At 43.4% G+C, this 22,906-nt stretch carries 19 protein-coding genes; all 19 read right to left on the bottom strand.

The window, feature by feature from the left end; all coding sequences use genetic code 11:
* Positions 1–137 precede the first annotated feature (137 nt).
* The gene (locus tag BUA78_RS15405) at positions 138–2,813 is read right to left on the bottom strand and encodes a cation-translocating P-type ATPase (RefSeq protein ID WP_072916317.1); all 2,676 of its coding nucleotides are present in this window, start codon (positions 2,811–2,813) and stop codon (positions 138–140) included.
* 321 nt (positions 2,814–3,134) lie between these two features.
* Positions 3,135–3,506: a hypothetical protein gene (locus BUA78_RS15400; RefSeq protein ID WP_072916314.1), complete on the bottom strand. Its 372-nt coding sequence runs from the start codon at positions 3,504–3,506 to the stop codon at positions 3,135–3,137.
* Positions 3,507–3,706: 200 nt separating this feature from the next.
* The gene (locus tag BUA78_RS15395; RefSeq protein WP_072916312.1) at positions 3,707–5,731 is read right to left on the bottom strand and encodes a M56 family metallopeptidase; all 2,025 of its coding nucleotides are present in this window, start codon (positions 5,729–5,731) and stop codon (positions 3,707–3,709) included.
* 5 nt (positions 5,732–5,736) lie between these two features.
* Positions 5,737–6,096 carry a BlaI/MecI/CopY family transcriptional regulator gene (locus BUA78_RS15390; protein WP_072916310.1) on the bottom strand — a complete coding sequence of 120 codons (360 nt, stop codon included), beginning with the start codon at positions 6,094–6,096 and terminating at the stop codon, positions 5,737–5,739.
* 398 nt (positions 6,097–6,494) lie between these two features.
* Positions 6,495–7,175: a hypothetical protein gene (locus BUA78_RS15385; RefSeq protein ID WP_072916307.1), complete on the bottom strand. Its 681-nt coding sequence runs from the start codon at positions 7,173–7,175 to the stop codon at positions 6,495–6,497.
* Positions 7,172–7,504, bottom strand: a complete 333-nt coding sequence (locus BUA78_RS15380) for a PadR family transcriptional regulator (RefSeq protein ID WP_072916303.1) — start codon at positions 7,502–7,504, stop codon at positions 7,172–7,174. The genes BUA78_RS15385 and BUA78_RS15380 overlap by 4 nt, the downstream gene beginning before the upstream one ends.
* A gap of 442 nt (positions 7,505–7,946) precedes the next feature.
* The gene (locus BUA78_RS15375) at positions 7,947–8,915 is read right to left on the bottom strand and encodes a substrate-binding domain-containing protein (RefSeq protein WP_238456849.1); all 969 of its coding nucleotides are present in this window, start codon (positions 8,913–8,915) and stop codon (positions 7,947–7,949) included.
* An 86-nt stretch (positions 8,916–9,001) separates the two neighbouring features.
* Positions 9,002–9,826, bottom strand: a complete 825-nt coding sequence (gene tsaA / locus BUA78_RS15370) for a tRNA (N6-threonylcarbamoyladenosine(37)-N6)-methyltransferase TrmO (RefSeq protein ID WP_072916298.1) — start codon at positions 9,824–9,826, stop codon at positions 9,002–9,004.
* Positions 9,827–10,166: 340 nt separating this feature from the next.
* Positions 10,167–12,824: a pyruvate, phosphate dikinase gene (gene ppdK, locus BUA78_RS15365; protein WP_072916296.1), complete on the bottom strand. Its 2,658-nt coding sequence runs from the start codon at positions 12,822–12,824 to the stop codon at positions 10,167–10,169.
* 151 nt (positions 12,825–12,975) lie between these two features.
* A complete protein-coding gene (locus tag BUA78_RS15360) occupies positions 12,976–13,842 on the bottom strand; it encodes a pyruvate, water dikinase regulatory protein (RefSeq protein ID WP_072916294.1) in 867 nt (288 codons plus the stop codon).
* Positions 13,829–14,464, bottom strand: coding sequence for a transcriptional regulator CcpN (gene ccpN / locus BUA78_RS15355; RefSeq protein WP_072916292.1), 636 nt, complete (start codon positions 14,462–14,464; stop codon positions 13,829–13,831). Before ccpN ends, BUA78_RS15360 begins: the two co-directional genes overlap by 14 nt.
* Positions 14,465–14,582: 118 nt before the next feature.
* Positions 14,583–16,670 (bottom strand): glycine--tRNA ligase subunit beta, encoded by a 2,088-nt coding sequence (glyS, locus tag BUA78_RS15350; protein WP_072916290.1) that lies wholly within the window; start codon positions 16,668–16,670, stop codon positions 14,583–14,585.
* Positions 16,663–17,550 carry a glycine--tRNA ligase subunit alpha gene (gene glyQ, locus BUA78_RS15345; protein ID WP_072916287.1) on the bottom strand — a complete coding sequence of 296 codons (888 nt, stop codon included), beginning with the start codon at positions 17,548–17,550 and terminating at the stop codon, positions 16,663–16,665. The genes glyS and glyQ overlap by 8 nt, the downstream gene beginning before the upstream one ends.
* 603 nt (positions 17,551–18,153) lie before the next feature.
* Positions 18,154–18,612, bottom strand: a complete 459-nt coding sequence (locus BUA78_RS15340; RefSeq protein ID WP_072916285.1) for a DUF4342 domain-containing protein — start codon at positions 18,610–18,612, stop codon at positions 18,154–18,156.
* A 27-nt stretch (positions 18,613–18,639) separates the two neighbouring features.
* Positions 18,640–19,410, bottom strand: a complete 771-nt coding sequence (gene recO / locus BUA78_RS15335) for a DNA repair protein RecO (protein WP_072916282.1) — start codon at positions 19,408–19,410, stop codon at positions 18,640–18,642.
* A gap of 203 nt (positions 19,411–19,613) precedes the next feature.
* Entirely contained in the window at positions 19,614–20,918 is a 1,305-nt protein-coding gene (mgtE, locus tag BUA78_RS15330) for a magnesium transporter (RefSeq protein WP_274377407.1), read from the bottom strand.
* A gap of 27 nt (positions 20,919–20,945) precedes the next feature.
* A complete protein-coding gene (gene era / locus BUA78_RS15325) occupies positions 20,946–21,854 on the bottom strand; it encodes a GTPase Era (protein ID WP_072916277.1) in 909 nt (302 codons plus the stop codon).
* 135 nt (positions 21,855–21,989) lie between these two features.
* Positions 21,990–22,394 carry a cytidine deaminase gene (locus tag BUA78_RS15320; protein WP_072916274.1) on the bottom strand — a complete coding sequence of 135 codons (405 nt, stop codon included), beginning with the start codon at positions 22,392–22,394 and terminating at the stop codon, positions 21,990–21,992.
* A 56-nt stretch (positions 22,395–22,450) separates the two neighbouring features.
* The gene (locus BUA78_RS15315) at positions 22,451–22,810 is read right to left on the bottom strand and encodes a diacylglycerol kinase family protein (RefSeq protein ID WP_072916272.1); all 360 of its coding nucleotides are present in this window, start codon (positions 22,808–22,810) and stop codon (positions 22,451–22,453) included.
* Positions 22,811–22,906 lie beyond the last annotated feature (96 nt).

Genomic DNA, 22,906 nt, shown 5'->3' with positions numbered 1-22,906 from the left:
CCCACCATTACTTTTTAGAAGCTTCTCAGGGATGTCGATTCACTGTTCAAATCCTTAATGAATAAGTATCGGGTATCATCAAAGACCAATCTTATTTTTTCACAATTATGGGACACGTTAATTATTTCATTATGGTATCAGCCCTTTGAATTCTGGTTGCCCTTTTCTTGGCTGGTTCCAATTAATTTAATAATTTCATTGATAATAAGCGGTATCAAAGCAAACATGACGGCAAGTCCCCAGTCTCTCGCTGAAAGCATTTGAAGACTGAATGCATTTGCCAGGAAAGGTACTGAAGTGACACCAAGCTGTAGGATAAATCCTATCGTGATGGCACCAACCAAATACTTATTGGAGAACAATCCAATCTGAAATATTGATTTTGCTGAATGTCTCATTGTCAATGAATAGAACAGCTGTGAAGCTGCAAGAACTACAAAAGCCATTGTTCTGCCATATGTCAGCACAGGTTCAGGTATGTCTTTTGACCCTAGTTTGTAGCCAAACTCATTCAAACCATAGAAGAATGCAGCCAGTGTAACCACTCCGATCAATGTACCGCCAAGTATCGCTCTAAATGCGGCTCCATCTGCAAAGAAGCTTTCCTTTGGGTTTCTCGGCTTCTTCTTCATCACATCCTTATCCCCTGGATCCACACCAAGAGCTATTGCCGGGAGTGTATCTGTAATGAGGTTTATCCATAGAATCTGTGTCGGCAACAGTGGTACAGGCCAGAAAAAAAGTACTGACGCAAATACCGCAACCACTTCACCCAGGTTACAGGAAAGAAGGAAAACCACTGATTTCTTAATGTTGCTGTATATGTTTCTGCCTTCCTCTATGGCGTGAACGATGGTTGTAAAATTATCGTCAGTGAGGATCATGTCACTGGCACCCTTTGAAACGTCAGTGCCTGTAATGCCCATTGCTACTCCTATATCTGCATTTTTCAGTGAAGGTGCATCGTTGACTCCGTCTCCCGTCATGGATACTATGTTTCCATGTGACTGATAGGCCTTTACGATCTTAACCTTGTGTTCTGGTGATACCCTGGCAAATACCCGATAGTTATTTATTCTTCTTGTGAATTCCTCTTCCGATAGCTCATCTATTTCAGCACCAGTAATACTTTGCTCCATTGAGGATGCAATACCTAGCTCTTTGGCTATGGCAACTGCTGTATTTTTATGGTCTCCAGTGATCATAACCGGTGTGATGCCGGCCCCTTTGGCATTGGTTATGGAATCCTTCACTTCTAGCCTGGGTGGGTCGATCATGCCCACTAGACCGATAACAGTTAAATCCTTTTCCATTTCATCTGGGCTGATCATGCCAGCCATGTCTTTACAGGCTACGCCGAGAATTCGCAACGCATTGTCCGACATTTCTTCGGCAACCCTTAGGTAATTTGCTTTCAATTCTTCTGTTAAAGGCACCACAACGCCATTCACCAAAGCATTTTTTGATATCTTTAAAATATTATCTATGGCACCCTTTGTATGGACTCTATAGCCTTTTTCTTCCTGATTCAAGGTAGACATTAACTTTCTATCGGAATCGAAAGGCTTTTCTCCTACCCTCTTATATTTGGCATGAAGTGTTTTTCTTGAAAGGTTATATTTTTCACCAAGTACGACTAATGCAACTTCTGTAGGATCTCCTGTACTTTCCCCATTTTCATAGGTAGCATCAGAGCATAAAACAAAGGATTTGATTAATTCCTTTTCGTCTGCCTCCGGAGTAAAGCCTATTCCCTCTGTAGGAACACTCTTCAGGTTGTCCAAGGTGTAGAACTTTACAACGGTCATCTTATTTTGGGTCAGGGTTCCTGTCTTATCAGAGCAGATAATATTGACAGAACCTAACGTTTCAACCGCCGGGAGCTTCTTCACAATGGCATTGATCTTCGACATTCTTGTTACCCCAAGGGCAAGAACAATTGCCACGATTGCGGGAAGTCCTTCTGGAATAGCCGCTACGGCCAAACTTATGGCAGTGAGAAATATTTCGAATAAATCTCTCTTTTGGAAAAAAGCGATGATAAATATTAGAGCACATATGCCGATAGCTATAAATCCTAGTGTCTTGCCAAGCTCTTCCAGCCTCTTTTGCAGAGGAGTCATCCCTTCAATATCCTCATCAAGTATCTTGGCAATTTTACCGATTTCAGTTTCCATTGCCGTTGCCACAACTACGCCTTCGCCTCTGCCATATGTAGCCAGTGTAGACATGAATGCCATGTTTGATTTATCCCCTATGGGCGTATTGGGATCCTCATGTATGTCATCTGCATTCTTTTCTGTGGGCACTGATTCGCCTGTTAAAGCTGATTCTTCTATTTGCAGGTTAGCAGTTTCTATCAATCTTATATCAGCGGGTATATATCTTCCTGCATCCACAACTACGATGTCACCCGGTACGATTTCTTCGGAACTGATTTCTCTCACTTCACCATCACGTCTGATCAACGATTTGGGTGCCGTCATCTTTTGCAAAGCTTCAATGGCTTTTTCTGCTTTGTACCTTTGGAATACACCGATCACTGAATTTAGCACTACAACCAATAGGATAATAATTGCATCTACATACTCACCAATTAAAACAGTAATTACTGCGGCACCCAGCAAAACATAAATCAGCATATCCTGAAGCTGTGCAAAAAATAATGAAATCAGACTTTTCTTGGGCTTTCCCTTAAGCTTGTTGGCCCCATGTTTCTCAAGTCTTGCCTTTGCTTCCTCTGCAAACAGACCTGTAGCCGGGTTTACATTTAATTCTTTGAGAACTTCCTCTTGTGATTTTGCAAACCACATATACAATCCCCTTTCTTTTTACCGAAAGTCCACTTTCAATTTCTCATATGAGGAGTAAAAAAGACCTATAGCATAATTTTACACGCACAGCTAAAATCATGCTAAAGATCTTACATCTTTTAAATAATCAAAGCATTAGCCAATCACTAAAATTATCGGTGGTTGACACGTTCACTCTACTATATACCAATGGATTATACCTCTAGTTTACTAATCTTCTCTTTATTCTTTAGCCCATCACCATCAGATGTGAAGGTGAAAATCTCGCTCTTGAATACTAGAATTTCCACTAATTCTTCCTTTGTATACTTACTAAACACTTCACATGTGTGATTTGGAAAGATCGTCAATCGCTTGAACAGCTAGTTCCAATGCTTTAATTCTTCTTTCTAAAAGCGTTCTTTGAGGACTATCTGCCTTTGACTTAGCATAAATGTTCTCAATTGATGGGAATAAACCAGTAAGAACATTGCGAGCTTCTGCTAAATCTTCTAGGGTATAATAATGGGGTCTTTGATTCCAAATATTTTCTAGCATGGCTAAGCCGATGTAAAGAGCTTTGAGTCGTTTCTTTAATAAGGTAGTATTTGCGCCTTTCTGAGTCATATGAGCTAAGGCCTTTTCGGATTTACTGATTGTCGATTGGAAGGATTTTATTGATTCCAATTTATTTACATTTGATACGTTTTCCAATGTTAGTGCTGTCCTCTCTTGTCTCTGAATTATTTTGTTAAGAGCCTGATTCCACTCACTCGAACCCCTAACCATAGTCGGAGAGTTTAGCAGAGATTTTTATCGACATCAATCAACTTCCCGTAGTTTCAGCATTTTACACCTCTTATGTGCTATGTAATCAATCGATTTTCAGTAAAAGGCAAGCAATATACCCCTCATTACTTATTTGTTATTTGTGGACTTGTAATTTGAAATTTACCATTTTTAAACACAATATCTCCTTCAAAAAATATAGTATCCTCAAAAAACTGCGGGCTTACAAACTCGTCAAACAACACACCAAGTGGTATCTTTATTTTCAAACCATTTGAAATGTCAAAGAAAACAATATTTCCATAAGCTACATTTTTATAAGTAAGCTTTTGATATTCTATGGGAATATCATAGATGTAACTATTATTATTAGTTTTTACTACAATACTATTTTCCTTTTTATGATAAGCAGTGGAAAGCATAGTTTTCATTTGTTCTAAGTAATCACTAAACATATAGTCAACATAGCCGGATGTTCCAGAAAGCTTTAAAACATGTAATTCATAAAGGGATAATCCTGTACCTGAACCTACATTAAGCACACAAATAATTTCATCTTCACCGTCATTATCTAGATCGTATTTATGTAAAACAGGCAAAATAAATCTCGGCGTTGTATATTCCCAATTAAAAAATTGAATTTTATCTCCATATCTAAGCACTACACCGGTAGGCTTTAGCCCATATAAATAAATATCCTCTTTCGGAAGTTCCGCGATCAAGGGATATTCTGTGTTCTTGTAGCGATCACTTGTGATAATTGATCTTTCTGTTAAATCATCAATACTTATTTCTTTCTCTTGTTTATTTCCGGAAAGCCACCAATTTGCAATTGGTGGTCCGCTTGTCATCAGACCTTCGACATACCAACCCTGCTCACCTTTTACCAGCCACAGCCATCGGGGGAAAACCCCTTTCTCAAAAGCAGAATTTCCTCCATCCTTAATATCCAATTCTAACCAATAGCAAGCCTTATTTTCACGTACATCCTCTTTAATAACTTTTACATGATTAATTTTTATAGTGTCCCAAATTTCCTGTCCCTTCGGATCAAAGGGCTCAGCATGAGCAAGAGAAAGCTGTGTCAGATAATCACTTTCACGAAGTGCCTTTATATAAATCTCCATAGCTTGCTTGGCATCCGGCGTAAAATAAGACACTCTGTCCCATGCATCATTATCACTGGCAGCGGCATTAGGATTGCTGGCAAGTCCTATCACCATGGCTGCAACAACAATTACTCCCGCAACAATTACCCACAAAGTAGGGCGCTGGTAATTTAGTACGTTCTTTATACGCCCTTTTACACCCGTTTCTCCGAAGGAAAGAGGACTTCCATTGATCATTCCCCTGTTTACTGCCAGGAATAATAAGGACGCGCTGTAATCCTTTTTGATTTCTGTGCCAAGTTCCTTGATTACCTGTTCATCACAGGACATTTCCATATCACGACTCATAAGTACAAAGCTGATCCACACCAAGGGATTAAACCAGTGAACACAAAGCACTAAAAATGCAAAAGGTTTAATGATATAATCCAATCGTCTGATATGGGTTTGCTCGTGCCTTAAAATGAAGCTTTTTTCTGTTTGCGAAAGTCCTATTGGCAGATAAATTTTAGGATTAATTATTCCAAGTACAAAAGGTGTGGCAATATTTTCGCACTCAAAAATATTGTCCTGCAAAAGCATAGCTGTGCTGACTTTTTGTTTTAATAAGAAATATGATGAAACACTATAAATTACTAGGATCAGAACACCAAGTACCCATATAACAGAAAGAATAAACATGATAATCTGCATAGGATTTGCACTGGCATATGGTGTTGCTGCCGGTAAAGAACTGTTTACTATTGAATTTACTTTATCTATCCCGGTTTCTATCTGGGGTTGTACCATCATACCAACATCGGAAGAGATATAATCCATTTTACCTGAGCTTGGGGTGACAGCTTTTAAAAAACTAAACGCAGAGGAAAAGGAAAATGGGCATAAAAGTCGAAACAATACAACCGCCCATAAAGTATAGGAAAAAATCTTAGGAGCTTTTTTCAGAAACAACCGCGCAATCATAACAAATAAAATGACATAACTTGAGGTAATACTCATATTAAGTACTTTAAGAAACAAAGCCGACAAGAAATCTTCCATGTTTATCACCCCTTATAGCTGTCAATCAGTTTTTTAAGCGCATCTGCCTCGGCCTTTGACAACTTTTTATCGCTCATAAAACTTGTAATAAACTGGGGCAATGAGCCGTTAAAGGTTTTGTCAATAAACTGCTCACTTTCAAATTTCTGCACCTGTTCTCGTTTAACAATAGCACAAACGGTTGAATTTTCGTTTTTTAATATTTCCCTTTCGCACAGCTTTTTCAAAACGGTATAAGTAGTAGATTTTTTCCACCCGAGCTTTTCATTACAAAGCTTTACCAATTCTCCAGAGCCAAGGGGCTCATTTTCCCAAACAATACTTGCAAAACGATATTCACTTTCGCAAAGATCTAATTTATTCATAGCTTATCTCCTTTGGTCTATTTTTATAGACTTGTTATGTTTTGTAGTCTAATATTATAGACCACCCTTGTCAATAGGCAACTTTTTAAAAATTGACCAAGGCGAAAAACATTATATGATACACAGCACCGTTCCAGCGCTCTGCACACCCAAATCCCATGAGCTCCCTGAATTGAAAAAGAGAGGGTACTAACTCTTAGTGAACTAAGAGTTAGTACCCTCTCTCTATTTTATACAAAACCTCTTAATCCTTCATAGGTAAGGCCCCTACCCGACTATTTAAATCCTTACTTCGATTGGTCTTTGTTGAATAACCTTAGCCTGGACTGCTGCCAAGCAAAATGGACCCATCTTCGTTGTTATCAACTACTCATTCAATAACCTGAAAATGCTAATTATTATACCTTAAAAAAACTGTTTGCATATTTGTCGTTTAAAAACTTTATAATCAAACTTGCAAGTCCCAGTAATACAATTGGATATAAACAGTTTATGGTCAATAAAAATATCTTCCCCATGAATAATCTTGATAATACTGCTGTTGTCCAAACTGCTGAAAAACTTATAATGAATAACACTTGCGTTTTGCGTTTTTTCTTTGATAGCTCAAAGGAATTCTTAGTTATGAAATAGTAAACGCCAAATCCCATTCCCACAGCTATCAAGGTTGAAATAACAAACCCTAGCGTAATCTGCATTGAAAATTGACCTGATTTAAATATATTAATTATTGTAGATGAAAAAACAATTTCCGCAAGATACAACACAAAAATACCATATACAAGAATATAGACTATTTCCAATACTTTTTCATATCGTGTTTTTTTACTTCCGTTTTTCATCAGTTCGTCGCACAAAGCCTTATAATCCTCGGCGATAATATCATTGAATTTTTCATTTCTCAATTGTGTTTCTAACGCCATACCCGTTAATTCTTTACGTATGACTTCGATATCATATCCACATAGGTCAGAGGACCTGAGATAGCATACCATGTCCGTAATAATGGCATTGCTTTCTTTCGACAATAGTTTGTCCTGCATATTATTCTCCTTACGCAATTTTTTCAACAGGTTCATTGTTTGCCCTCCAAATCTATAATTTTTCTTACAGCAATGGAAATGCTGTTCCAATATACCTCAAAAGAATTCAATGTTTCTAAGCCCTCATTTGTTATAAAGTAATACTTTCTACTTGGCCCTAGTGGAGAGGGCCTAAATTCAGCAAGGATAAGGCCTTTCTTTTCCAATCTTACAAGCAATGGATATATTGTCCCTTCCTGAATATCATCAAAACCATAGTTCTTAAGTTTTTCCATAATTTCATATCCATATGTTACATTTAAACTGATAATCTTTAAGATGCACCCCTCTAACGTTCCGCGCATTAACTGTGATTTATCAAACAAAATCTAACCCACCTTTCAGTACGCACTTGCTATATTGCGGTGCATAGTAGCATGGCTACATTGTACTGCATAGTAGCATTTCTGTCGATAGCGTCCCTGATTAAACTTTTAGAAAAAATTTAAAGGTGCTGCTTCTAAAATTTGTTTAGGATTTCAGTAGTAGCACCTTTTTTATCCATTATATAAGGTCTTTTTTAGCTGTTTATTTTCGATTGGTCCTTATTGCTTTATCAAGCTTCCTTTACATTTATATAAAAAGAAAGGGTACTGTCTCTTAAAAATCAGCAAGAAACAGTACCCATCTTTCATTGTATATGAAACTTCTCCAGAAGAAATGCAAAATGCTGACTGTTTTGGAGGTCTCATACAACTTGATAACCTAATTTCCTGTATTCCCTAATTCTTCCTTTATAAATTGCTCTTTTGACAATTCCAGATCTAGTTAACATTGTATTCGATCAGCAATAAACAACGACTGACCATACAGTGTTTTGCCAAAATCACAAATTATCCGTTGGGTTTCCGGAGAGATCATAAATTCAACAAAGGCTTTGCCGCCTGCTGCATTAACATTAGGAAATTTCTCTGGGTTTACCTGCATGACATGATAAATATTAAGCAACATAGGGTCTCCCTCCACGAGTATCTGCAGGTCAATATTTCTGCTCATGGCTAGATAAGTCCCACGGTCAGACAAGGTATAACCTTGACCCTTTGAAGCATCCAACAGTGTTTCCGCCATGCCTTTACCAACACGGATATACCAAGGGCCGGATGGTTCAATTTTGGCCTTGGACCAAATCTCCAATTCTCGTAGGTTAGTTCCAGACTTATCTGCCCTGGAATAAAAGGGTGCTTGCTTTTTTGCAATACCCTGGAAAGCTCTGCTTGCCGACGTGCTGCCCTTAATACCTGCCGGGTCTGAAGAAGGTCCCACAATTACAAAGTCATTGTGCATAACCTGCTGGTAATTCGTTACGATTCCCTGGTCTACCAACTCTCGCTCTGCATCAGGAGCGTGGGTTAAGAGTACATCAGCCTCTCCCTTTTCCCCCAAGGCCAACGCTTCACCAGAACCCACTGATCTTACGTCTACCTTAAAGTTGGTCATACTTTCGAATCTAGGCAGTAAAAATTCCAATAAACCAGTATCAACCGTACTGGTAGTGGTGGCTAATACGATGGTTTCTTGAGCCGTTGTAGGAGGGGTAGGGACAGAGGGGATACAGATGATATCGCCAGGATAGATCAGGTTAGGATTTGGAATATGTTGATTGGCGGCTACTAGGGTAGCTACATTGATGTTATAGCGTTGGGCGATCTTGAACATTGTGTCGCCTGCTTCTATGGTATAACGTTCATTAAATCCGACTGGACAACTTAGGGGGATTGTCGGTTCATGATTTGCCACGGGTATACTCCCTTTCATTCGCAAAGGTGATGTTATACCTTATGACAGAAAGTTGTTTTTGGTCACCATATAAGACCAAATAACAGCTAGTAAGTCGACCTGCCTTGTGTTTGATATCTGTTAATTAAGAATATCTCCTTATCAGGCAAAGCCATAATACTTGCTAAATCCACTTGTCCATGGGCTTCGATGACAAGGACTCGATCAGCTTTTTGCCAGGTACTTTGGCTGGTGGTATCAGAAGCTATAAAATGAAACCTGGCAGGGTTAGCCAACCTGGCCCGGGTAATTCCTTGAAGCGAATCAGCGAGGCAGGCTGAACCTTTAACAGATACCTTCAAATCTGGTGTATTAAGGTGCCCGAATTCCTCCTGAGCCATTGCTGCCATGCGGACAGCCATGCGTAAAGCTAGACATTCTTCTTGATGATGTGCTAAAGCCTGTTTGAAAATTTTATTAACCCTATGTTTTTTATCAAGGGGATAAATGAATGGAGTTAGGGGTGAAAAAATAGTGTCACTTTCCTTATAGGGTTTGATGTCAATAACGTGCGTCTGGTCAACTGCATCAAGTCCTTCAACATAGAGAATATTTTCCTTTACACTTAGTAATCTAACCAGGGACAGAGCTATCGGGTTTGGCCTGCCGGGAGTACGCAGACCAAATACGCCGTATTCGGGTAAAGTTGGGTTGTATTTTCCCAAAGTGTTACTAAGTCTATGACGTGGAGCCAGATGAAACCAGGACAGTACCCAGAGATGTGAATTATCTTCTACGCGATGAAGGGCTTCCGCATATTGAGGAAAAATTTCAATCTGTGCCTGATGTTGGCCTGAAAGTGGCAAGGTTTTGGTATTCTTGTAATCCGATCTCACGATCCCCACGGGATTGATAAAAATAGCATCCTGCATTGCTAAACCTCCAGTGTAATTAGAGAATAGTGACTTTTGTTCATAATCATTTTATATGTCGTTGTTATGGTCTTTGTAAATAACGATCATATATTATTATTCGGGTCGTGTAAATCCTTTTGCTATTGTAACAAATCTCTATAAAGCACCATAAACTTGCATCTAGATATTCTCGTCCTTATTAGGTGATTATTCCCGGTTTTACGAGTTTCCTGACTAAACTAAAATGATACTACTTCACAATAAAACTATAAAAAACAGGGTATTATCTCTTAAATTACTAAGAAATAATACCCTTGCTTTATTTTATACTAAATCCATCAAACCCTTGATATATAAGCTACTTCGATTGGCCTTTATTGCTTACTGCTGCCTGAGCAGCTGCCAAACGGGCGATCGGTACTCTGTAAGGAGAGCAACTAACAAAGGTTAGACCGATGGAGTGGCAAAATTCAATGGAGTTAGGCTCGCCACCATGCTCACCGCAGATACCGATAGAAATCTCCGGTTTCACCCGTCGAGCGTGATCCACTGCCCACTGCATCAGTTTCCCTACACCTTTACGATCTAGTACGATAAAGGGGTTGTCGCTGAGGATTTTCTTTTCAATGTAAGGTGGTAGGAATTTACCTTCCGCGTCGTCCCTGGAGAAACCTAGGGCTGTCTGGGTCAGGTCATTGGTACCGAAGGTAATAAATTCTGACCGTTCGGCTATTTCATCAGCCAGCAGGGCTGCCCTTGGTACTTCAATCATAGTGCCTACACCGTAGTGGAAATCAACACCGGTGGCTTGCTTCACTTCTTCAGCCACCTTCTCTACCAGCTCACGCAGGTAGATTAGTTCTTTTACGTCGATAACCAGAGGAATTTCCACTTCAGGCCCCACATGATACCCTTCCTTAACCAGCCGTGCGGTAGCCTGGAAGATAGCCTGGGCTTGCATAGCATACACTTCCGGCCAGGTGATGCCTAAGCGGCAGCCCCGGTGGCCCAGCATGGGGTTAAACTCAGATAGAGAGCGAACCTTACGTAGCAGTTCCTCCTTATGCTTGATTTCTGCCTCACTGCCGCCGGTAAGCTTTAATTTGGTAATTTCCACCGATAGTTCTTCCGCATTAGGCATGAACTCATGGAGTGGAGGATCCAACAAACGAATGCAAACAGGCAGACCGTCCATAGCCTTTAGAATACCGTAGAAGTCTTCTTCTTGCATGGGCAGCAATTGGGCCAGGGCTTCGGCCCTTTCTTCGATATCGGCAGCCAAAATCATTTTCTGAACAATGGGGAGACGATCCAAAGCCATAAACATGTGCTCAGTACGGGTTAAGCCAATACCCTCGGCACCAAACTCTCTGGACTTGGTAGCATCCTCGGGATTATCCGCGTTGGCCCTGACACCCAGAGTACGAATTTCATCAGCCCACTGCAGTAATCTTTGAAACTCCTTGGACAGTTCCGGCTCAATCATGGGTACTTCACCCAGGATCACTTGGCCGGTGGAGCCATCAATGGAGATCACTTCTCTATCTTTAACAACAATCGTACCAATGGTAAACTGTCTGTTCTCATGATCAATTTTAATGGCTTCACAGCCACAAACGCAAGGTTTACCCATACCCCGGGCCACCACAGCAGCGTGACTGGTCATGCCGCCCCGGGAAGTTAGGATACCTTGGGCCGCCACCATGCCGTGAATATCATCGGGCGTAGTCTCGGTACCCACCAGGATAACCTTGTGTCCCTGTTCGTTAAGCTTTTCTGCCAGATCGGCATCGAAGACTACTTCACCACAGGCGGAGCCAGGGGAAGCCGGTAAGCCTTTGGCCACTGCATCAATTTTAGCATTAGGGTCGATGCGGCGGTGTAGTAGCTGATCCAGTTGGGCAGGATCTACCCGGGTGATGGCAGTCTCTTTGGTAATGATTCCTTCTTCTACCATCTCTACGGCAATGCGAATGGCAGCTTGGGCAGTGCGCTTGCCGTTACGGGTCTGCAGCATCCAAAGTTTATTCTTCTCAATGGTAAATTCGATATCTTGCATATCGTTATAGTGGTTTTCCAGCAAGGTGCAAGTACGGTCAAATTGCTGGAAAACTTCCGGCATTTCCTCTGCCAGTTTGGCAATGGGCTGAGGCGTACGAATGCCGGCCACCACATCTTCCCCCTGGGCGTTGGTGAGAAATTCACCGTAGAGCAGCTTTTCTCCAGTGGAGGGGTTACGTGTAAAGGCTACGCCGGTACCGCAGTCGTCACCCATGTTACCAAATACCATCGCTTGCACGTTAACGGCGGTGCCGAGGTCGTCAGAAATCTTGTGGATTTTGCGATAGATAATAGCACGGTCGTTTTCCCAGGAATTGAACACCGCATAAATAGCCTGATACAGTTGTTCCCGGGGTTCCTGGGGAAAGTCTTTGCCGGTCTCCTTGCGAACAATAAATTTATATTTCTCAATCACTTCCTGCCAATCTTCAGCAGTCAGTTTATTATCAAATTGGACATTTCTTTTATATTTTTGGTCTTCTAAAACACCTTCGAATTTATGATGCTCGATATCCAGTACTACGTTACCAAACATTTGGATAAAACGGCGATAGCAATCGTAAGCCCAACGGGCATTGCCACTGCTGGCAGCTAGACCAATAACGGTTTGGTCATTAAGTCCCAGGTTAAGTACCGTATCCATCATACCAGGCATAGAAACAACCGCTCCGGAGCGAACTGATACCAAAAGCGGGCCATTGGGATCACCAAATTTTTTGCCCAGAGTTTGCTCTAACCAAGCTACCTTTTCTTCCACTTCCTGTTCCATGCCAACAGGAAATTGACGTCCGGCCACATAAAACTCTTTGCAGGCTTCGGTGGTAATGGTAAATCCCGGAGGCACCGGCAGACCAATGTTGGTCATCTCAGCCAGGTTAGCACCCTTACCCCCTAAGAGTCCTTTCATTTCTGCTTTACCTTCGGAAAAAGCATAGACAAATTTTTTGCTCACCAGAAAATTCCCTCCCTAAATTATTGAGAGACAAGAAGTGAGAGGTGAAAGATGGACTTTTAGAAGCAATTCGGGCAAGCCGAATTGCCTCCTGGTTCCACAAATCACTCTATAAGTACCCCGCCTCTTTTTTATTTCTATAATTTATAACTTCTCACTTCTCAGCTCTTTGTCTTTCACCACGGTAGTAAATTTCCAGTACTTTACTGGCGGTTTCTTCCACTGCCTTGTTGGTTACATCAATGATCGGGCAACCCACACGTTTCATGATGCCTTCTGCGTATTCCAACTCTTTTAAGATACGTTCGTGGCTGGCATAATCTGCGTGGGAAGTGAGTCCCAGGGTTTTTAGACGCTCGGTTCGTATTACATTTAGCTGTTGTGGTTTAATGGTTAAACCCACGGCCTTATAAGGAGGTAGGTTAAAGATTTCCTGGGGCGGCGCCACCTCTGGTACTAAGGGTACGTTAGCTGCTTTAATGCGTTTGTTGGCCAGATACATGCTAAGCGGCGTTTTGGAAGTGCGAGATACCCCTAAAAGTACTAGGTCTGCTCGCAAAATCCCCCGAGGATCTTTGCCATCGTCGTATTTAACAGCAAACTCAATGGCTTCTACACGGCGAAAATATTCCTCATCTAATTTACGCACCAATCCTGGTTCTAGTTTAGGTGGACCGGAGGTAATAAGAGTAAGAGAATCCAAAAAGGGCCCCATGATATCCACGGTCGGTATATGATGTCGATCTGCTTCCCTTACCAAAACCTCTCTAAGTTCTGGCAACACCAAGGTAAAAGCGATAATACAATTCTGTCCCTGAGCCTCATCTACAACATCTACTATATCCTGAGGGTCATTGACATAAGGAACCCGCCGAATTTGCACGTTCCCTCCGTTGAACTGGCTAACTGCCGCTTTGGCTACCAATTCCGCTGTTTCACCAATGGAATCAGAAACAATATAGACTACCGGATTATCATCCTTTGGTGCAATCAAGGCTAATCCCTCCTCAAGACCCTTCACCCAACTCCACAAAAATCCGGGTTAGATTGGTCTTTGAAAATCTACCGACCACTTCATATTCTTTCTCATTGGTTCCTGACACCGCTCTTACTACCGGAAGAGAGTCCACTTCATGGCTTAACAGCTTGCCAGCTGCCAACCAAACCGAATCATTTTCTAGGGTCATGTGGACGTTAGGCATCCGAGTCATAATAACACTGATCGGTAGTTTGTGAATGTCATGACCACCCAGGGTGGTCTTTAACAAGTCTTTCCGGGAAACCACACCCTCCAGCAGACCACCTTCCCGGACTACATAGAGAGTTCCCACATCTTCAATAAACATGGTGACCACTGCATCATAGACTGTACAGCTCTCAGGTATCACGATGGGCACGGACTTAACATCACCCACCTTAAAGCGGGTAATTTTGTCGGCCAAAACTCGGTCGGTGGTTTTGCCGCTGTAAAAATATCCTACCCTCGGTCGAGCCTCCAACAAGCCGGCCATGGTTAAAATAGATAGATCCGGTCTTAGGGTAGCTCTGGTTAGGTTGAGCTGCTCTGCAATTTGCTCACCGGTGATGGGGCCATGATTTTTAACAATCTCTATAATGGTTTCCTGTCTTTGGGAAAGATCCATCCCCTCACCCCCAACCGTTAAATGTGACATACTATTTAATCAATATGATACTTATAATATAGTACATTTCAAGAAAAAAATCCTTACTTTTACGAAATTTTTTTACCTATTTTTAAAATTATTTAACCTCAACAACAACTTTTGAGAAATCTGCCACACTTTTACTCAATTCAACCAGGCTTTTTAATAACGCTAAACGATTGTTTTTGATATTTTCATCTTCTACCATCACCATCACACTCTCAAAGAAGGCATCCAGCGACTTCTGAATGGTGGCAACCTGCTGCAGTACCGCCGCATAATCGCGACTCTGTAACAGTGGTTGTACGGCTTGCTGTAGAGCCATCAGACGGCTGTATAACTCCTGCTCAGAGGGGTGCTCCAAGTAGGCTTCCTGGACCGCGAAACCGGCAGCGTGTTTGGCCAGATTATTGGCCCGGTTAAAGGCTGTCATAAGCGCAGCAAAGGCGGGTAATTCCCGGAATGCAGCCACAGCCAGTCCTCTGTCCAGCACATCTGCGATGTCATCAAAGCCGACAGCCAGCACGGCATCCACGGTATCGTAGGAAAGCCCCCGATCATGTAAGATACCCTTTACTCTTTGCTTAAAGAACTCTTCAATCTCGGAGGTTACTTGATCTAAATCATGTTTTAGTTCGACACCTTCGCTGTAACCCTGGTAGGCCCAGGCGATAAGTTCTCGTAAGGAGAGGTGGCTTCTTCCTTCGATTAGTATGTGGCAAATACCCAAAGCCTGACGACGCAGAGCATAGGGGTCCTGAGAACCGGTGGGTTGAATACCAATGGCAAAGCAACCTACAATGCTATCCAGTTTATCGGCTAAACTTAAAACTCGACCCGCCAGATTGGCCGGCAAACGATCACTGGCATTCCGCGGTAGGTAGTGTTCATAAATAGCTTCAGCCACTTCCTTGTCTTCGCCATTACGCAGGGCATATTCGCGGCCCATTTCACCCTGTAGTTCAGGAAATTCAAAAACCATGTTGGTAACCAAGTCGGCCTTAGCCAGCAGAGCGGCCCGCTGTACCTTTTCTCGCTGATGCTCATCAGCTCCCAGCTCCTCGGCTAAATGATCCGCCAAGGCACCGATCCGATCTACTTTGTCGGCAATGGTTCCTAAGCCTTCCAGGAAGACAACCTTTTTCAAACCGTTGACTTTATTAGCCAAAGGCTGCTTTAAATCTTCCTCAAAGAAAAAGGCGGCATCGGCTAGACGGGCTCGTAAAACCTTTTCATTACCGGCGGTAACAATTTCAATGTAATCCTTTGTACCATTCCGCACGGCAATAAATTTATTTAATAGTTTGCCGTCCGACCCCAAGACAGGGAAGTAACGCTGGTGTTCCCGCATGGGGGTAACCAGTACAGCAGCAGGAAGCTTCAAATAATCTGCATCAAAGCTACCACAGAGGGCTGAGGGCCATTCAATGATATTGGTAATTTCATCTAACAAGTCTTCGTCTTCTTCAACCCTACCACCTTCGGTCGCTGCCAATTCCTGCACTTGCTGCCAGATAAGTTCTTTTCTTTCTGCCGGGTCGATCAGGACATAGGCCGCCCGAATCTTGGTAAAATAATCCTCGGGATTGGCCACAGGCAGGTTCCCAGTGGCTAAGAAGCGATGACCAAAGGTGTAACAATCGGATTTTATGTTGGCCAATTCAAAGGGAATGACCTGTTCACCAAAAAGGCAGAGCAGCCAACGAATGGGGCGGGCAAAACGCAACTCTAAATCACCCCAGCGCATGGGCTTGGGAAAATGCAGGCCGGTGATCAGCCCCGGGCAGATTTCGGCCAGCACCTCGGCAGCGGGACGTCCTTCCTCCCGCTTAATAGCATATAGATATTCCACTTGACCAATATTGCGAACCACCAAATCTTCCAGGTTTACACCCTGGGAACGTAGAAAACCCTGGATGGCTTTGGTAGGATTGCCATCTACATCGTAGGCAGCTTTTTTGGCCGGACCCTTCACTTCTTTTTCCAAAGAGGCTTGGTTTTCTGCTACATTCTTAACGTGAAGCACCAAGCGACGGGGGGTGCCATAGGTTTCGATGGAGCCATGTTCAATTCTTTGCTCTTGCAGAGTTTTAGAGGTCAAGTCCTTTAATTGTGCCAGAGCTGGACCCAGAAAGCGGGCCGGCATTTCTTCTATACCAACTTCTAATAAAAAATCCTTAGCCATTCTTTTTGCCACCTTTCTTCAAGAGGGGGTATCCTAGTTTTTCACGCTGCTCCACATAGGCATGGGCGCAAGCCCTAGCCATTTGCCGTACCCGGGCAATAAAGCCCTGACGCTCGGATACACTGATGGCGCCTCGGGCATCCAGCAGATTGAAGGCATGGGAGCACTTTAGTACGTAGTCGTAGGCGGGCAGTACCAGACCCTTTTCCAGAATGCTGTTGGCCTCAGTTTCATACATATCAAACAAGTCAAAGAGCATTTCTGCATTGGACACTTCAAAGTTGTAGCCTGATTGTTCCACTTCGTTTTGGTGATAAACATCCCCATAAGTAATGTCGTCCACCCAGATAATGTCATACACGCTGTCCTTCTGTTGAATAAACATGGCTAGCCGTTCTAATCCATAGGTAATTTCTGCGCTGACCGGACGGCAATCGATGCCACCGCATTGCTGGAAATAGGTAAATTGGGTAACTTCCATACCGTCTAACCAAACCTCCCACCCCAATCCCCAGGCTCCCAGGGTAGGAGATTCCCAATTGTCTTCCACAAAGCGAATATCGTGTTTATCTGGATCAATGCCAATAGCCCGCAGCGAGTCTAGATAAATAGGAATAACATCGTCCGGGGAGGGCTTAAGAATCACTTGGTATTGGAAGTAGTGTTGCAAACGGTTGGGATTTTCTCCGTAACGCCCATCCGTAGGACGACGGGAAGGTTCTACATAGGCCACTCGCCAGGGTTCCGGCCCCAAGGCCCGCAAAAAGGTAGCCGGATTCATGGTACCTGCACCCTTTTCAATGTCGTAAGGTTGCTGGATAATGCAGTTTTGCTCGGCCCAGAATTTGTTGAGGGCCAGGATTAATTCTTGAAAGTTCAAAGTTTTTACCTCCTATTACTTGTTTTTGTGAAATACGGAAAATGAACGACACAGGGGTATGGTGTTTTCCATAGCGAACGACTTGCGGAGCGTCGGTAACAGTACTTGGTGAACGCAAGACGGAATTGGGGGAGCGCGCACAGGACGTGCGCGCTAGCCGAACCGAAACAGGACGTTGAGTTGAGGCGACCCCAATTCCGTCTGGAGTGAACCTAGTACTGTCGACGCAGAGCATGGAGTTGAGCGGTGGATAACACCATACCCAAACTAACCTTTCAGTTATTATCTGGATGGTATGCAAAATGCAAACACAAAATAAAAACTCCCGCCCCTGACATAACGTCAGGGACGGGAGAGTATCCCGCGGTTCCACCCTGTTTGGCTGCTCGGCAGCCCACCTTAATTACTTGCAGGTTTTACTCACCCCTCATGGGAGCTTTCCCCCTGCGGCTCAGGAACCCCCGTACCCGGACTGCTTTACCGGCTTACACCCCCCCGGCTCGCTGTAAAAGACAGTATCCCAGATAACTTTTTCCTTCATTGCCAAATACAATTCTTCTATATATCAAAGAATTTACCAAAAGAGCTGTTTGTTGTCAATACTTAGTGTTTACTAGAGTCGTTATCGGTTTCATCCGGGACCACAATTTCCGGTTCCCAATTATCCTTCCGGTCATCAAATTCTAAGCGATAATTATTGGCTAAGCCAGCTATGGTCCCCAGTGCACCAACAATCAGAATGGGTGTGCTGGCTATGGCTCCCAAAACTCCTAGGGCCCCTACAGTAGCAGGTATCTCGGCCACGGTGTTATCTTCTTTCTTAATTTTTATTTTCGTCTTTTGCCCCTTTTCAAACAGGGTCTTCAGTTGGCCCACAACTTCATTGCCCTTGCCATGGATTCTGCCATGTAGTTTTTCATTCCAGTGCTTACTTCTTTCTTCCAAGCTGATGAGGGCTTGCACCACATCACCCTCTGCTTCGTCTAAGGCTTCTTTGGCCTCCTTATAGCCAACACCCAGCCTCGCCCGTAAAAGGTCTATTTTTTCCAGTTCACTTGTCACCGGATCATACCTCCCTTGAATTCCTTACTATATATTTGTACCCTCTTGTGCCCTATTCTTATTCAATCTATCCAAGAATTCTATGGTTTTAAGTCTTTTTTCCAGGTGAAATTCCAGATAAGCCCGTAATAATAGATTGAGCTCCTTTCTTAATAGCTCTGAAACCTTAAGTTGCTGTAGTTTTGTCAGTTCGAAGCGATATAAGGTCTTCATTACTTCCAAGGTTCCTCGACTAAAAGCAGCCACCTTTTTTTCCTGTGCGGCACAGCCCTGACAAAGTAATGCACCCTGCTCGCTACCAAACCAAACCTTGGTTTCTTTAAACGGGACACCGCAATGGTTACAACTGTTTAATTCTGGCTGAAGACCCGCCAGCAGCAGCAAGCGAGCCTCAAAGGCACGTAAGGTCATCTCCACGTCACCCGCCGCTAGAAGATAGAGGGTACTTAGTAGTAAGGCGAAAAGCTCCTGATTCGCCTCCCCTTCCCCCACAAAGTTGTCGGTCAGTTCTGCCAGGTAAGCCGCTGCCGTTAGTCGATCCAGGTCTACTCTTAGGTCTGCAAAACCTTCTTTTAATTCAGCCTGACTGATCGAGTCCAGTTCCCTACCTTGGTGCATCATAAGAGAAGAGTAACAAAAGGGCTGCACCGCCCCTCTTTTACGGCTGGTTGGTTTGGCTGCACCATGAGCTACAACCCTCTGTTTTCCCCTTTGTATAGAGTATATGGTAAGTATTTTGTCCGCTTCCCTCATATCTCGGGATTTCAAAATAATGGCATCCAGTTTATACAATTTCATTTGGCATGTCCCTTCTCTGATTAGCCTTCCATAATAAAGTAATCTTATTATATCGAATTTATGATCTGCTTCGGGACAAAATAATCATGTGGATGAAACTCAAAGGAAAAAATGGTAAAAGATAATCGCCTAGTACTCTAAAAAGTGCTAGGCGATTATTTAGAAAAACTGGCTTGCTTTGCCTATGGTTAAAGGATCCTTTCTCACAGTAATAGCCAAGTAGCTAAACTGAAGTAAATAAACATACTGGTAACGTCCATTAGGGTGGAGATAAACGGTCCCGAAGCTACCGCAGGGTCGGCTCCCAGGCGGTGGATAATCACCGGGAAAAAGCTGCCCAGCATTGTGGAAATGGTAATATTGATAGCTAAAGCTAACCCCACCACCAACCCTAATGAAGTTTCACCCTGCCATAAGTAGGCTACTACAGCTAACACAGAGCCGCTTACTAGCCCTACGATGATACCCACCTGGGCCTCTTTGAAAACGGCTTTTAATAAGCGGCGTTGGTCCACTTCCCCGGTGGCTAAGCCCCGTACTACCAACGCCAGAGATTGGGTAGCAGCGTTGCCCGGTCCGCCTGCCATAGCAGTAATGAAGAAAGCTAAGGCGGTAACCTTTTCCAGGGTGCCGGAAAACTCTTTAATGACATTACCTGCAATAAGTCCGCCAAATAACAGTGCAATTAACCACGGCAGGCGTCTGGTAGCCCGCTGCCATGGGCTGGTCTCAACTAAATCCTGACCCTCTGCGTCCACGTTAGCCAGCTTAAGGATATCCTCCGTTGCCTCTTCTTCCAGGACATCCAAAACGTCATCCACCGTTACGATCCCTAACAGTTGGTTGTCATCATTAACCACCGGAATGGCAATAAAATCGTATTTAGCCACCAATCGGGCGACTTTCTCTTGATCATCCCAAGCATGGGCGGTAATCACTCTTCTGTTTACCACTTGCTCGATTCTGGCATCCAAGGGTGCCAAAATCAGCTCCCGCAGGGACATAGCTCCGGTGAGCTGGGCTTGTTCATTGATCGCGTAAACATAGTAGATGGTTTCCACCTCGGTGCCCATCTGTCTCAGGGTAGCCATAGCTTCGTCTACGGTCATATCCTCTTTTAGGGACACATATTCGGTGGTCATGATACCGCCGGCAGTATCTTTTCCGTATTTTAATAGTTCCCGTACATCAGCGGCCTCAGTGGCCTCCATTAGGCTAAGCAACTGGTCCTTTTGGGGTTCTGGTAATTCACCCAATATATCGGCGGCATCGTCATCGGACATGTCATTCAATACTTCCGCCAGCCTTTTAGGCCCTAAAGCTTCCAGAAGAGGAGGCACAATGTCACGATCCAGCTCATATAAAATTAAGGCAGCCTTTTCCGGCCCAGCTGCCCGCATCACTCTAACCCTTTGAGCCAGAGCAACCTCTGGCAGGACTTCAGCAATATCTGCAGGATGCAGGTCCACCAGACATTGCCGTAGTTTGATCTCATTAAGCTGGTTAATGCATTCTTTGATCGCTAATACCCCCGTCTACTCTTCTTCGGTAAAGCCAAAATTACGAATATCATTTATTTTGTTGCGCCAATCCTTTTTAACCTTAACCCAAAGTTCCAGATAGACCTTGGAGCCAAGTAAATTTTCGATTTCTTCCCTAGCTCGACGCCCTACTTCTTTTAGCATGTTACCGCCCTTACCAATTAAAATGGCCTTTTGCGAGTCTCTTTCGGTAAATATCACGGCATTGACGGCCACCAGGCCATTGTTACGCTCTTTGACCTGTTCCACCACCACAGCTACAGAATGAGGTATCTCTTCACTGGTCAGGTGCAGCACCTTTTCCCGGATGATTTCGGCCATGATGAAGCGTTCAGGGCGGTCAGTAATCATATCTGCTGGATAGTACTGGGGACCTTCGGGTAGATACTTAATAATAGTATCCGTCAGTCGCTCCACATTATCCCCTGACAGAGCAGAAACCGGAATCACCTCAGCAAAGGGCAGCAAATCTTTATAGCTAAGAATTCTCTCCAAAACTTCTTCTTTCTTAATCAAATCAATTTTATTAATTAGAAGAAATACCGGCGTTTTAATCTCTTTCATCTGTTCTGTAATATATTGGTCTCCGGCGCCCGGCGGGTCGGTTGCTTCCACCAGGAACAATACAACATCCACTTCTTTAAGAGCACCCAGAGCCACGTCTACCATATGCTCTCCTAATTTATGTCTGGGTTTATGAATACCCGGTGTATCCAGGAAAACAATTTGGGCATCGTTTCTACTGAGAACCGAATGAATTTTATGCCGAGTGGTCTGTGGCTTGTCCGACATAATGGCCACCTTTTGACCCACCAGTTTATTGAGTAAGGTAGACTTGCCAACATTGGGTCGACCCACCAGGGCAACGAAACCGGAGCGGAAATTTTCGGGGGTGGTATGCATATATGATGAACCTCCTGCAATAAATTCTAGGCTTTGGCCTATTACTGTCTGTTGTGAAGCTTTAGCATAACATCAAAAATTTAGTATTTATGACTACATCATGATTAAAAACCCTAAAAGGCCAATGTTCAAGGGCTATCTTTCCTCCATATCCCCCGCTGCAAAGAAACCTGGTAGTAATTCTTCCACAGTTTTACTTACATAATCGCCTTTGAGATTTGCCATGTGAACTTTTATCTGTCCGCCGAATTCGGCTAAAACTTGACGGCAGGCACCACAGGGACTGCATAGGGTGGGTACATCGGCGATGACAGCAATGGCAGCAAAATTTTGATACCCTTCCGAAACAGCTTTAAAAATGGCAGTACGTTCAGCACAACAGGTAAGTCCATAGGATGCATTTTCTACATTGCACCCGGAGAAAACTTTTCCTTCTTTCGTTAAAAGAGCCGCTCCAACCTTAAATTTAGAATAGGGTACATAAGCCCTTTCTCTGGCTTCCTGGGCTATCTCTATGAGTTTCTCCGTAGATATGGTCATTTAAACAACCTCCTTCAACTTGAGGGTAGTACTTTGGGGCCTGCCTTAGGCCATTTTTACATCCTCCCCCACACTTTCGGCAACAGGACCAATCCTGCCACTGCCAACGAATATACCGCCGCCAGGAGTACTGCTCCAGCGGCACAGTCTTTAGCTATTTTAGCTAGGGGGTGAAACTTGGGTGAAATTAAATCCACCACTGCTTCGATGGCTGTATTGATACACTCTGTCAATAGTACCATAAAAATGGCAGAGAAGACCAATCCCCATTCTAAAGGGGATAAACACAAAAAAAGGCTCACCACCACTGCTAGCAGTGCCGCAGTGAAGTGAACCTTCATATTTTTCTGGGTTCGAACCACGTACCAGATTCCTGCCAAGGCAAAGGTAAAGCTTTTGAGTAAACCTTTCATCATTTAGGTAACCTTTCGGGATGAATTGGCTATAACCGTACGTCATCGAGCTATGATGGACAAGCCTATGGCATATAGCCTAAGGTCTAAAGCTAATAG

Source organism: Desulforamulus aeronauticus DSM 10349 (assembly GCF_900142375.1).
Classification (GTDB): domain Bacteria; phylum Bacillota; class Desulfotomaculia; order Desulfotomaculales; family Desulfotomaculaceae; genus Desulfotomaculum; species Desulfotomaculum aeronauticum.
This window is presented reverse-complemented; position numbering and strand designations above follow the sequence as displayed.

Excerpts from the sequence above, each read along its gene's own strand:
- BUA78_RS15405 (WP_072916317.1), bottom strand. The coding sequence starts at position 2,813 with ATGTGGTTTGCAAAATCACAAGAGGAAGTTCTCAAAGAATTAAATGTA.
- BUA78_RS15395 (WP_072916312.1), bottom strand. The coding sequence starts at position 5,731 with ATGGAAGATTTCTTGTCGGCTTTGTTTCTTAAAGTACTTAATATGAGT.
- BUA78_RS15390 (WP_072916310.1), bottom strand. The coding sequence starts at position 6,096 with ATGAATAAATTAGATCTTTGCGAAAGTGAATATCGTTTTGCAAGTATT.
- BUA78_RS15385 (WP_072916307.1), bottom strand. The coding sequence starts at position 7,175 with ATGAACCTGTTGAAAAAATTGCGTAAGGAGAATAATATGCAGGACAAA.
- tsaA (WP_072916298.1), bottom strand. The coding sequence starts at position 9,826 with ATGCAGGATGCTATTTTTATCAATCCCGTGGGGATCGTGAGATCGGAT.
- ccpN (WP_072916292.1), bottom strand. The coding sequence starts at position 14,464 with ATGGATCTTTCCCAAAGACAGGAAACCATTATAGAGATTGTTAAAAAT.
- glyS (WP_072916290.1), bottom strand. The coding sequence starts at position 16,670 with ATGGCTAAGGATTTTTTATTAGAAGTTGGTATAGAAGAAATGCCGGCC.
- recO (WP_072916282.1), bottom strand. The coding sequence starts at position 19,410 with ATGAAATTGTATAAACTGGATGCCATTATTTTGAAATCCCGAGATATG.
- era (WP_072916277.1), bottom strand. The coding sequence starts at position 21,854 with ATGCATACCACCCCCGAAAATTTCCGCTCCGGTTTCGTTGCCCTGGTG.
- BUA78_RS15320 (WP_072916274.1), bottom strand. The coding sequence starts at position 22,394 with ATGACCATATCTACGGAGAAACTCATAGAGATAGCCCAGGAAGCCAGA.
- BUA78_RS15315 (WP_072916272.1), bottom strand. The coding sequence starts at position 22,810 with ATGATGAAAGGTTTACTCAAAAGCTTTACCTTTGCCTTGGCAGGAATC.